This window comes from Acinetobacter lwoffii, from assembly GCF_024129435.1.
Taxonomy (GTDB): domain Bacteria; phylum Pseudomonadota; class Gammaproteobacteria; order Pseudomonadales; family Moraxellaceae; genus Acinetobacter; species Acinetobacter lwoffii_F.
Map to the genome: position 1 here is coordinate 47873 of NZ_JAMXXN010000013.1, position 13060 is coordinate 60932.

11 protein-coding genes are annotated in these 13060 nt (G+C 43.2%); 2 read left to right on the forward strand and 9 right to left on the reverse strand.

What is annotated here, in order from left to right; genetic code table 11:
* Nucleotides 1-21: 21 nt before the first annotated feature.
* Complete coding sequence (locus NI455_RS09940; RefSeq protein ID WP_085064601.1) at nt 22-756, reverse strand: TorF family putative porin; 735 nt, start codon at nt 754-756, stop codon at nt 22-24.
* A gap of 598 nt (nt 757-1354) precedes the next feature.
* Here NI455_RS09940 and NI455_RS09945 point away from each other — a divergent pair.
* The gene (locus NI455_RS09945) at nt 1355-2701 is read left to right on the forward strand and encodes an OprD family outer membrane porin (RefSeq protein WP_085064600.1); all 1347 of its coding nucleotides are present in this window, start codon (nt 1355-1357) and stop codon (nt 2699-2701) included.
* Nucleotides 2702-2796: 95 nt separating this feature from the next.
* On the opposite strand, the gene ppa is transcribed toward NI455_RS09945, so the two are convergent.
* Both ppa and NI455_RS09955 read right to left on the reverse strand, forming a co-directional pair.
* Entirely contained in the window at nt 2797-3333 is a 537-nt protein-coding gene (ppa, locus tag NI455_RS09950) for an inorganic diphosphatase (RefSeq protein ID WP_004281037.1), read from the reverse strand.
* 117 nt (nt 3334-3450) lie between these two features.
* Nucleotides 3451-3849 carry an MAPEG family protein gene (locus tag NI455_RS09955; RefSeq protein ID WP_005101513.1) on the reverse strand — a complete coding sequence of 133 codons (399 nt, stop codon included), beginning with the start codon at nt 3847-3849 and terminating at the stop codon, nt 3451-3453.
* 100 nt (nt 3850-3949) lie between these two features.
* Between NI455_RS09955 and NI455_RS09960 the strand changes: the two genes are divergently transcribed.
* Nucleotides 3950-4330 carry a hypothetical protein gene (locus NI455_RS09960; protein ID WP_253113931.1) on the forward strand — a complete coding sequence of 127 codons (381 nt, stop codon included), beginning with the start codon at nt 3950-3952 and terminating at the stop codon, nt 4328-4330.
* A gap of 51 nt (nt 4331-4381) precedes the next feature.
* On the opposite strand, the gene NI455_RS09965 is transcribed toward NI455_RS09960, so the two are convergent.
* The 6 genes from NI455_RS09965 to NI455_RS09990 form a co-directional block, all read right to left on the reverse strand.
* Nucleotides 4382-6058, reverse strand: coding sequence for a long-chain-fatty-acid--CoA ligase (locus NI455_RS09965; protein WP_005101517.1), 1677 nt, complete (start codon nt 6056-6058; stop codon nt 4382-4384).
* 150 nt (nt 6059-6208) lie between these two features.
* Complete coding sequence (gene parC / locus NI455_RS09970) at nt 6209-8428, reverse strand: DNA topoisomerase IV subunit A (protein ID WP_253113933.1); 2220 nt, start codon at nt 8426-8428, stop codon at nt 6209-6211.
* 165 nt (nt 8429-8593) lie between these two features.
* Nucleotides 8594-9913 carry a niacin transporter NiaP gene (gene niaP, locus NI455_RS09975; protein WP_004281032.1) on the reverse strand — a complete coding sequence of 440 codons (1320 nt, stop codon included), beginning with the start codon at nt 9911-9913 and terminating at the stop codon, nt 8594-8596.
* 129 nt (nt 9914-10042) lie between these two features.
* Nucleotides 10043-10687 (reverse strand): trimeric intracellular cation channel family protein, encoded by a 645-nt coding sequence (locus NI455_RS09980; protein WP_253113936.1) that lies wholly within the window; start codon nt 10685-10687, stop codon nt 10043-10045.
* 61 nt (nt 10688-10748) lie between these two features.
* Nucleotides 10749-11213, reverse strand: coding sequence for a YchJ family protein (locus NI455_RS09985; protein WP_253113938.1), 465 nt, complete (start codon nt 11211-11213; stop codon nt 10749-10751).
* 73 nt (nt 11214-11286) lie between these two features.
* Entirely contained in the window at nt 11287-12864 is a 1578-nt protein-coding gene (locus NI455_RS09990) for a TerC family protein (RefSeq protein ID WP_253113940.1), read from the reverse strand.
* Nucleotides 12865-13060 lie beyond the last annotated feature (196 nt).

A 13060-nucleotide genomic window follows, 5' to 3' on the forward strand; every position in this document is an offset into this window, starting at 1 on the left:
CGCCTTTTTATCTAAAGAGAATTAGAAGCTATAACCGAGCCCGAATACGACTTTATTCTTTTGTTTTTCATCAAAACGATCATAACCACCCAAGATATAATTCATGCTTGCAGTTACACCTGTGTCACCAAGTGGCTTGCTTAAACCGATGTCAAAATGACGGAAACCAAAACTTTCTGTAGTTCCTTCAATAAAGTCACCTGATTTTTCATAAGCGTATAAGCCTAAAGCTGTATCCAAGCTGAAATCTTGTGGTAAAGCATAGCTATAAGTGGCTTTTAAATAGGTATCACCCGCATTGCCCCAAGTGGTATCTTCGAGAAGAGTTTGTGCTGTAACACCCAAATCTTTATAGCTCATACCCAGTAACAGCTCAAATCCATCAGAATTGACATCAGATTCATAATAATAGTAGTAAGTCGTACCGATCGTTAAACCTAAGTCATCATTGACTGCGTGGCTATAGCCAGCATAGAAGTTATTTTCGAAAGCATCACGTCCTTCTTCAGACAAAGTGTAATCTAGCGTAGATCCCCACCAACCTGCATAGAAGCCAGACGCATGGTTATAATCGAGTCCACCTTGTAAGGTAGCGCCGCTATTTTCAGGAATGTTAGTAATACCACGCAGGTTATAGCTTGAAAGTACGCTTATATTTCCAGATACCGTATGTTCAGCAACAGGTTCTTCGGCAAAAGAAAAAGAAGATACAGCGCCCAATAAAGCAAGAGATAATACTTTTAATGTTAATTTCATTGTGTGGCTCCCCCAGATCGTCTGAGACGTTTTTATGATCATTGATTAAACTCAAGCTCAAAATTTGCAAGAGCTATGCCAATCTGGATAAAAGGAACCAAAATAATAAATCTAAAAATATAAATAAAATTTAAGTTATTGTTTTTAATTTAAAATTTGAATTATAAAAAACTGAATTATCTAGGTTTTCTTTTAAATAAATGTATTTAAGGGTATTTCATCACTTTTTTAATACTTATACATAATCATTTACAATTTGCCCCATTTTGATTCTATTTTTGTAATGAATAAAATTTGTGCTGAAAAATAGTGCGTAATTTTTGATCACTTTTTTTTGCACATTCTAAAATAAACAAGCTGATCACGTTCATTTCACTACTTCAGAAATATCATTTATATCTTCCAATAGAACTATGTTTTTACTAACTTTTTACCGATAGGTTAGAAATTAGCCACCTCAAATCCTTGCTATTGTTTAATTTGAGTTAAAAAAATCTAAACTTTAGTGGAATATATCCAATAAAAAATGACATTTTTTCAGCAATTCTTATACAATTCCTAAAAAATTCCGATCAATTTGTATAAGGCTCTCTTCCCAATGCAAAATTCAAAAAAATTAACGTTAGCAGTTTTGATTCAGGCTGCTTTGGTTTCTACTGCTTTCGCTAGCGAGCAAAGTGAATCGAAAGGTTTTGTAGAAGATGCAGAAGGTTCTGTACTTTTCCGTACCGGTTATTTGCACCGCGATAAAATCAACTATAACGACAATCAAACCGGTGCACGTGAAGTTGTTAATGATACAAGCTCAGCTGCTCAAACTGCGATCGTTAAATTAGACTCTGGTTTTACCAAAGGTGTAGTCGGCTTTGGTGCGGGTATCATTGGTGATGCATCTTTCAAATTGGGTGAAAATGCACATGCCGGTAATGACATGATTCCTCAACATCCCGATGGTTCAGCTTATGATCACTGGGCACGTGGCGGCGCATATGTAAAAGCACGTGTTTCAAACACGACTGCTACTTATGGTACTCAGGTTTTAGACTTACCTGTACTTGCAAGCAATACTGCGCGTTTAGTACCTGAATACTTTACAGGTGTATTGGTTGAAAGTAATGAAATCGAAAACTTAAGCCTCGTTGCTGGTAAATTTACTGAAAACCAGCGTTCAAGCCAGATCAAATCTGATGGTAATGAATTGGATCGCGCAGTAGTTTGGGGTGCAAAATACAAATTTAATGATGCAGTTAATGCTTCTTATTATGGTACAGACATTAAAGACCGCCTAGAGCGTCATTATGTCAATGCCAATTATAGTTATGCATTGGCGAATGGTAGTACTTTAACTCATGACTTTAGTGGCTATCATACTGATTGGGATAAAAAATCCGACGTCAGTGCATATACATACTCACATACAACTGATGACTTTAATAACTTAAGCAACAATATTTGGGCAATTTCTACGACCTATAATAAAGGCCCACACAATGTCATGCTTGCTTACCAACAAAATACGGGTAATACAGGTTATGACTATGGTTTAGGTAAAGGTGTAGGTGATGGTCATCAAACCATTTATATGCCGAACTCATACCTGTCTGACTTCATTGGTAATGATGAAAAATCAGCACAGCTTCAATACACTTATGATTTCGGTGCAATGAATGTTCCTGGCCTATCTTGGACTTCTGCATTTGTTTATGGTTGGGATATTGATGTTGCTAATCAAAATGATCGCTCTCAATTAATCACTAGTGATGCTCAAGAACGTGAATTCTTTAATCAGGTAAAATATACAGTTCAATCTGGTTTTGCTAAAGACACTAGCTTACGTGTACGTCACTCATACTACCGTGCGAGTGATGAATACCAATACGGAAACTACATTGGTGACACTAATGAATGGCGTATCTGGTTAGACATTCCTGTGAAATTATTCTAATTCACTTGAGTTTCAAGCCATAAAAAAACCTGCACATTGTGCAGGTTTTTTTATTCCAGGCTTTAAAAAGTTAAAACCTGAACGATAAAAAGCAATTATTTATTTGCTTCTGCATAAGCAGCAATTGAGTCCAGTACTTCTTGTTTCGCAACATCAGCACCTTCCCAACCACTGAGTTTCACCCATTTTCCTGGCTCTAAATCTTTGTAGTGCTGGAAGAAATGTTCGATCTGGCTGATCAACAATGGAGGAAGATCAGTATATTCCTGAACATCTTTGTAGATTGGAGTCAGTTTGTCATGTGGAACTGCAACCAGTTTCGCATCAACACCACCGTCATCTTCCATGTTCAATTTACCGACAGGACGGCAACGAATCACAGAACCTGGCTCTACTGGATGAGGCGTTACAACCAGTACGTCTAATGGATCACCATCAAGCGATAGTGTGTTTGGTACATAACCGTAGTTTGCTGGGTAGAACATTGCTGTACCCATGAAACGGTCTACAAATAACGCATCAGAATCTTTATCGATTTCGTATTTGATTGGTGCTGCATTTGCAGGAATTTCGATGATCACATAGATATCGTTTGGCGCATCTTTACCCGCTGGGATATTGCTGTAGCTCATAGCATCACTCTTTAACAAGTTATATCTTTTAAAAAACCGCGACAATTATAACGGTTTTTAAAGATTTTTTTGGATTTTAAAATATCGAACTGTAAATATGTCCGCAGACCTGATGACTTAAACCAACTTGATGATCAGCAGCAATAAGGTCACAGGACATAACATCGAGAGCAACCATACGATAGAGCGTAAAGTCGCCCAGTTGGCCAGATAGCAGATTCCGTACAACACACGAAAAACCAGATAAGCCACACCAAAAATCATGACCAAATCTTGTGATATCACCATGTACTCTGCCATCAAGATCGCAGCAATAAAGAGTGGCAAACTTTCAAAGCTATTCTGCTGGGCAGCATTGGCGCGACTGGCCAAGCCTGAAGACTTTTCTAAAAATGCCCGTGGATTCTGATTGTCTTTGCTGCTGAAGCCTGCTGATTTTTTTGCAATCAATGTAAACACATAAGGCAAAAGACAAGCGGCCAAAATGAGATAAATAACCCCACTAATGCTGTGCATCTGTTTTTTCTCATGAAAATTTTATCTCTATCATAGCATGGCATTTCGTGAATAAATTTTGTTAAATAGAGTGCTTTTTATTACTTGTTAAGGATTCACTATGGTCGCGCCTGATCAAAATGAAATGTTCGATGTCCTCGAGAAACAACGCCAGCATCAACGTCAAGTGGATCGCGTATTAAAAATTGTCCTACCGATTGTGGCATTTCTGATGGCTGTCATTTGTGCCAATATGAATATCTGGTCACCAATCTTCACCTTTGCCATTTTATGGATTGCCTTTTATTTCGTCGGTATCAAGCGTATGCCTCTCTGGCACTGGCTGGTCGCGATTCTGGTGTATTGCTTGGTCGATAACATTCTAAGTTATGGCAGCTTTAATCAAACCGGATTTACTCGCCAGTTTGGCACCATGTTTATGTTCTTGGGAGTAGTTGGTGTAGGTCGTCCTTATTTTGATCGCTGGTTAATGAAAAAATAAAAAGTCCAAATCAAAAAAAGCGCCTGACGGCGCTTTTTTTTCTTATAGGTATTAGGCTGTTTTACGTAAATCTTTACGCAGGATTTTACCTACGTTTGATTTTGGCAATTCATCCATAAACTCGACATAACGTGGACGTTTATAACCGGTCAGGTTTTCTTTAGCGAATGCTAAAACTTCTTCTGTGGTTAAAGACGGATCTTTTTTCACGACAAACAGTTTTGGCACTTCACCTGATTTTTCATCTGGCACACCAATCGCAGCCACTTCCAGTACTTTTGGATGAGTTGCTACAACCTCTTCAATCTCAGATGGATAGACGTTAAAACCAGACACTAGAATCATGTCTTTCTTACGATCTACAATTTTCACATAACCACGTGAATCCATAACACCGATATCACCGGTACGGAAGAAGCCATTCACCATGACCTTTTCAGTTTCATCTGGACGGTTCCAGTAGCCTTTCATGACCTGAGGACCACGGATTGAAATTTCACCTTGCTCACCCAGTGGAACTTCATTGCCTTCATCATCCAGAATAGCCACTTCAGTCAATGGCAATGGAATGCCAATAGTGCCACTGAATTCTTCAGACGCAGGTGGGTTTGCTGTTGCCACCGGAGAAGTTTCAGACAAGCCATAACCTTCAACGATATTGGTTCCGGTAACTTTCTTCCATGCTGCTGCGGTAGAAGGAAGTACGGCCATACCGCCGCCCATCGCCATTTTCAATTTGCTATGATCAAGTTGCTTGAACTCTTCATTGTTTACCAGCGCATTGAAAAGTGTGTTCACTGCCGGGAAGAAAGTCGGCTGGTATTTACGTAGCTCTTTCATCACCGCAGGTAAATCACGCGGGTTTGGAATCAGAACATTCGCCTGACCTTTGTACATACCGTAAAGTGCGCATACCATGAATGCAAAGATATGATAAAGCGGCAAAGCACAGAAAATACGGTCATCTGGCTGACCATCTTGCGCACCAAATTTACTCTGGAAGATGCCGTCACACTGCAGCATGTTCGCAACCAAGTTACGATGTGTCAGTTCAGCGCCTTTAGATACGCCTGTGGTACCACCTGTGTATTGAAGAACTGCTGTATCGCTAAGGGTCAATTCAGGGCGTTTATAGTTACTTGGATTAACTTTAGATAACGCCGCATTGAATCTCACATGGCCTGGAATATCCCAAGCTGGAATTTGCTTGCGTACAGAACGCAATACAAAGTTCACCAGTGTCCCTTTCAAGGCACCCAGCATGTCACCGACAGAAGCTACCACGACATGTTTCACCGGTGTTTTACCAATAATCGCTTGATAAACAGAAGCAAAGTTTTCAATAATCACCAGCACTTCAGCGCCAGAGTCATTTAATTGATGCTCAAGTTCACGTGATGTATAGAGTGGATTCACGTTGACCAGTACCAAACCTGCGCGGAACACCCCAAGTGCCACAACCGGATACTGAAGAACGTTTGGCATCATCACTGCCACACGTGAACCTTTTGCCAACCCCAAGCTTTGTAGATAAGTTGCAAACTTGCGGCTCGCCTCTTCCAATTCATTGAAAGTCATAGCCTTATCCATAAAGATAAAGGCATCACGCGAGCCGAATTTTTGGAAATTACGCTCAAAAACATCTACTAGAGAAGTATTTTCTGCTGGTAATTCTACTGTTTCTGGAATCCCTGTTTTTTGGTATTCAGCAAACCAAATTTTTTCCATAATGGCCATCTCTCCAATCATAATCCTTAGTATTTCAACTGTTTTTTTCAATATCACACGCCATTTTTAGACTTGTATATGTGCGATATTGCATCCATCTTGTTGAATCGTTGTTCATATATAACGTATTTCGCAGGATGGATGCTAGTCTTATCTTTGAATCAACAGTTTATTTGCTTTTTGATATCCGCGTGGTAAAAGCTGTCCTTTTGCACCGCGCTTACCGATATATTTGCGCAAATCATCCCCTTTTAATTTTAACTGCTGTTGTCCTGCAAGCACTTGAATTATTTCATCAAGCTTCAATATTGTTATGGACAAAATTTGATCACTATCTTCAAGTTGTATCAATTTATTTCCTTTACCTTTGTTCAATACAGGTAATTCTGCTAAATCGACAATCAACAGGCGTCCTGCTGAACTGAGCAGTGCAACATGCGTGGCATCATCGAGTGGCTGCAGGTTCATGACCTCTGCCCCTTCAGATAAATTCAGGAAAGCTTTCCCCGCTTTGGCACTGGTATCCAGCTGCTTGGCCTGGGTTTTAAAACCATAACCTTTATTACTTGCCGCTAGAATTTCAGTTTCATCCTCTGCCACCAGAACCTGTTTAAAACCCACCCCACTGCCAGGAGACAGTTTTGAACTGAGCGGCTCACCGAGACCACGTGCGGATGGCAATGTGTTGATGGCCAAGGCATAGCTACGGCCAGTGTCATCTAATACATAAACGCGTTGATTGGATTTGCCCTGTGCATGACTCAAGTACTGATCACCCGCACGGAAATTCAGATTTTCTGCATCGACTTCATGACCTTTGGCACAGCGAATCCAGCCAGCTTCTGATAACACCACCGTTACCGGATCGGCCGGCAACATTTCAGTTTCATTAATTGCAGCAGCTTCGGCACGTTGTACGATTGGCGAACGGCGATCATCACCAAATTTCTTGGCATCGTCTTTCAGTTCAGAAATGATCAGGCTTTTTAAAGATTCTGGATTGGCCAGTTGTTCACGAATTAATGCCGCTTTTGCTTCCAGTTCTTCCTGCTCACGGCGCATTTCCATTTCTTCAAGCTTGGCTAAATGACGCAATTTTAGTTCTAGAATCGCTTCGGCCTGAATCTCGTCAATATTAAAACGCTGCATCAAAACTGGTTTTGGCTGATCTTCTTCACGAATAATCTGAATCACTTCGTCAATATTCAGATAAGCAATGATCAAACCGCCGAGAATATGTAGGCGTTTTTCGATCTTGTTCAGATGATATTGCAGACGGCGTGTTACCGTGGTTTTACGGATTTCAATCCATTCCAGCAAAATACGACGAATTGATTTCACCTGTGGACGGCCATCGGCACCAATCATGTTCATATTGACACGATAACTGGATTCCAGATCGGTGGTGGCAAACAAGTGACTCATCACCGATTCGGCATCAATACGATTCGAACGCAGAACAATGACTAAACGGGTTGGATTGGCATGATCCGATTCATCCCGTACATCACTGACCAGTGGCAGTTTTTTGGCCTGCATCTGATCGGCAATCTGGGTGATGATTTTGGAGCCTGAGACCTGATATGGCAGTTCGGTGATGATAATTTCGTTTTTATCGACGCTATAGACCGCACGCATGCGATAACTGCCACGACCTGTGGTCTGAATTTTTAACAGTTCAGCAGGCGGGGTGATAATTTCGGCTTTGGTCGGCAAGTCTGGCGCAGGAATATATTCTGCGATTTTTTCATCGGTCAGGTTCGGATTACGAATTAGCGCAATCGTCCCTTTGACCACTTCACGCAGGTTATGCGGTGGAATGTCTGTGGCCATACCGACAGCAATACCAGTGGTGCCATTCAGCAAGATGTTCGGTACACGTGCCGGCAAGTTCACCGGTTCTTTCATCGAACCGTCAAAGTTGTCCTGCCATTCACAGGTGCCCTGTCCCAGTTCAGACAGTAATAGTTCACTGTACTGGGAAAGCTTGGCTTCGGTATAACGCATCGCTGCGAAAGACTTTGGATCATCTGGTGAACCCCAGTTGCCCTGCCCTTCAATAAACGGGTAACGATAACTAAAGGGCTGTGCCATCAGCACCATGGCTTCATAACAGGCCAAGTCACCATGCGGATGGTATTTACCCAGTACGTCACCGACTGTACGTGCCGATTTCTTTGGTTTGCTGGTCCATTTCAGGCCCAGCTCACTCATGGCATAGACAATCCGGCGCTGTACCGGTTTCAGGCCATCGCTAATATGAGGGAGTGCCCGATCCATAATCACGTACATGGCGTAATTCAGATAAGCTTGTTCGGTAAATTCTGCTACGGAGCGGTTTTCTGTCGCATGATGCGCAAGGCTTGTCATAACAACCTATAGTCCTAAATAATTCGTTTTTGTATCAATGTTTCTTATGCTAAGTCGTGGCTGTAGATGACACAAGGGCATCAAATCGTTCAGCGCGACAATTTGTGTCTTATGGCCTAAAAATATCCACTTTATAGGCCCTAAGCAACTAAAAATTCATTCCCTTTATAAGCCCATCGATTCCAGGGTCTTGCCTTTGGTTTCTTCACCCAGGACCAGAATCACAATCGCGACAGCGACCAAAACTGCCGTAAACATGGTAAAGACATAGCTGAAACCGTTTGGCATGCCCATCAGATGGGTTACTGCAAAAGGTGCCGCGATACCGCCAATCCGGCCTACTGCACCAGCCCAGCCTGAACCAAAGGCACGGATATTGGTCGGATATTGTTCCGGGGTATAAGTGTAGAGCACGCCCCAGGCACCCAGATTAAAGAAGGACATCAGACAGCCCCAAATCACGATTTCAGTAACACTACCCGACTGGCCAAAGAAATAGGCCGAGATCGCGCACATACCGATAAAGCCGGCCAGAGTCGGCTTACGACCCAGCTTTTCGACCAGCCATGCCGCCACCAGATAACCGGGCAACTGCGCCAGAATCATAATCAGCACATATTCAAATGACTGGACAATGCTATAACCTTCTTTGACCAGTAAACTTGGTAACCAGGTAAAAATGCCATAATAAGAGAAAATAATACCGAACCAGATCAGCCATAGCATAAGCGTACGGCGTGCAAAAATACCCGACCATAACTGTGAAAATGAAATATTCTGCTTCTCTGCAACGGGTTTCACTTCAAAAATTTCATAGACTTGAACGCCACATTGACGCTCAATCTTTTTGACCAGTGCCGAAGCTTCCTCTATACGACCACGGTTAATCAGGAATGGAATAGATTCCGGTACCATTTTCCAGATTACAATGGCATACAGCGCAGGCAGGCCACCAATCATGAAAGCAGTTTGCCAACCAAAATCAGGAATAACAAAGCGCGATACCAGCGCCGCAACCAGCCAGCCTAGCCCCCAAAAACTTTCCAGCAAGACAATAAAACGGCCACGCACATGTGCAGGAATATATTCACTGACCAGCGTTACGGCCACGGGTAACTGACCACCCAAGCCTAAACCGACAATAAAACGGAATACTAGTAGCCAAGTCAGATTCGGTGCAAAAGCGCAGGCTGCCGTGGCCAAGCTATAAATGACCAGAGTCGCAGCAAAGACTGTTTTACGGCCAAAACGGTCTGCCAGGCCACCTGAACAAATCGCCCCGATCGCCATGCCGACAAAACCGATCGACACTACCCAGCTTTTTTGATCCGCAGTCATCTGCCAGTCTTCAGCCATTTTGGCCAGGATAAAGGAAATCAATCCGGTATCCATCGCATCAAACATCCAGCCCAGTCCAATCACCACCAGCAAGGTGTAGTGAAACCTACCAATCGGTAAGCGTTGTATGCGAGAAACTAAATCCATAACAAAAATCTCTGATCAGGTGGAACGGGAGATGCTGCTTTCTCAACAGGTGGGCTGCTTTATATTTTTTATACTACGAATTGAGTTGAATGCGGCTATTTTTATTGCCGCACTTCATACATTTAAAAATTAAGATTCGTCTTTGGAAGATGCCGAGTGCTCATCATCATCTTTATAAATGAATTTTGGCATTTCCAGACCAAAATAGATGGCGATCAGACGTAAGCTAAAACCAAAAGTCAGGGTAGACAGAATGGTCAAATCCTGCGACAAGCCGTAGTGACTACAGAGCCAGTAAAAGATCACTGAAACAAAGGCAATACTGGCATACAGTTCACGGCGGAACACCAGCGGCACGTCATTACATAAAATGTCACGCAAAATCCCGCCAGACACTCCAGTCAAAACACCCGCGACGGCGCTGACCACAAAACCATGTCCCATTTCCAGGGCAATCTGACAGCCAATAATGGTAAAGCCAATGAGGCCCAAGGCATCCAGCACCAGGAAGACATTACGTAACTGTCGCATCCATTTTGCAATCAGAATGGTGACGAAGGCGGCACAGCAGGTCAGCACCAAATATTCGGGATGTTTGACCCAAGTCAAGGGATAGTGTCCGAGCAGAACATCGCGGACCGAACCACCACCCAGTGCAGTAACACAGGCAATAATCATCACGCCAAACCAGTCCATGCTGCGCCGGCCAGCGGACAGCGCCCCGGTCATGGCTTCAGCGGTAATTGCAATAATATAGATGACGGTCAGTAACATCGCCCTGCTTCCACCTGAGGCTATGAGATGGCGGCTATTCTAAGCTAAATCTGTGTGAAAGTTATAAGAATCCGCCACAACATTGCTTAAATTTTTTCCCCGAGCCACAAATGCAGGCCTGTTTCATGGTGATGGTCTGGTCTGTAGTCGGATCCAGAAAATACCAGCGACCTTCAAACTTCACAAAATGCGAAGCTTCATGATGAACCTGTGCCTGCTTGCCATCATAATAATGTGCCTTAAACTCAACTAAGGCATGATTTTTATCCAGTTTTTCATTGGCTTGAACAATTTCAAGCTTTAACCACTGATTGGCCTTGCTCCAATCGCTAATTGCCTGCAAGTCCAGCGCCTGTTGCTGCCCCAGTGCGGTCGTGGTTTTGATGTAATCGATTTCATGCTTGGCAAAGGCACTATAACGGGAACGCATGAGTTGCTGCGCAGTTTTTGCGATCTGTTTACCTGCATGCAGCGGCTGACAACAGCTGTGATATTCGCCTTGTCCACATGGACATGCTTCTGACATTTCAGTTCCATAAAAATAGCCCGACAATGCGGGCTATTTTAGCAAACTTTACAGGCCAAACATTGGCTAGAGTCTAGTCCTGTGCAGGAAGCTGCGGAATGATATGCACTTTATCAATCTTATGACCGTCCATGGTGACGACCTCAAAGATATGCCCATCTGCTTCAAACTTTTCACCGCTATGTGGTAAACGTGCCATATGAAATAACACATAGCCAGATAAAGTCGAATATTCCTCAGTTTCATTGACCAGATCACGATCCAGCAGCAACGAAACATGACGAATATCGGTAGAACCATCCAGAATCAGGCTACCATCTTCTAGGCTTTCTGCGGCGGCTTGCAACTCATCTTCATCCGGGAATTCACCGGCAATCGCTTCCAGTACATCAATTGGGGTGGCAATCCCTTCAATCGAACCATATTCATTCAGGACAATGGCCATTTGTAATGGCGCTTGACGCAATTGTTCCATTACCATCAAGACTTGGGCATTTTCATGCACGATAACCGGTTCACGTAAATGCTTTTCAAAATCCAGCACCCCGGTTTCAATATATTCGTTCAGAACTTTATGGGTCAGTACCACACCGGCAATATTGTCCAGCTCACCACGCGCCACGATCAGACGTGAATGGCTCATTTGCAATAACTGTTCTTTGATACTGTCGGGCTCATTGTCCAGATCAATCCATTCTAGTTCAGGACGTGGCGTCATCACCGACTTGACCGGACGTTCCGACAGACCCAGTACCCCCTGCACCATGACACTGTGATAAATACCGTTTTCATCATTAAAGACTTCATCAGCAAAGGCACGTGTCGCCAGAACATCTTCCGGCTCAGAAGAATCATTGTCCTGAGCAGGTTTACCACCCAGCATCCGCATTACGGCAGAAGCAGTACGGTAGCGCATGTCGGTGGTGGTCACCATTTTTTCCTGATTGCGTTTCATGGTCTGGTTAATAAATTCGACAATCACCGAGAAGCCAATTGCAGCATACAGGTAACCTTTCGGAATATGGAAACCGAAGCCTTCGACCACCAGCGAGAAGCCGATCATCATCAGGAAGCCCAGACACAGAATCACCACGGTCGGATGTCTGTTGACGAAATCCATCAGAGCTTTGGATGCCCAGAGCATAATCCCGATGGCAATAATCACGGCAATCATCATCACTGACAGGTCTTTGACCATACCAACCGCAGTAATCACGCTGTCTAATGAGAATACGGCGTCCAGCACCACGATCTGGACAATCACCATCCAGAATACCGCATGGACCGGATTTTCTTCTTTGATGACGGGTTTGGCTTCCAGACGCTCATGCAGTTCCATGGTGCCTTTAAACAGCAGGAACACCCCACCAAACAATAGAATCAGATCGCGGCCCGAGAAAGCATGATCAAAGATGTGGAATAGTGGATCAGTGAGGGTCACTACCCAGGCAATCGAGGCCAGTAAGATCAAACGCATCAGCAGGGCCAGCATCAAGCCGACAATCCGCGCCGTATTACGTTGTTCTGGTGGCAGTTTCTCCGCCAAAATAGCAATGAAAACCAGATTGTCGATCCCGAGTACAATCTCAAGAACAATCAACGTGAGTAAACCGACCCAGGCTGAAGGGTCTGACATCCATTCAAAGATCATACGCTTGGCTCCTGAAGCTCAGGACTGCAGCATGGAATCACCTGACGCTGTGACACAGCAAAACAGAATTTTTTATATTGAATAAGATCAATTATTTGGCGTAGATTTATAAAGTTAAACGGCCAACTACCACTACCCATCGTCGTTCTATTGTTGTGAAACCAATTTTCAGTATATCAAGATCAATTTGAAATTC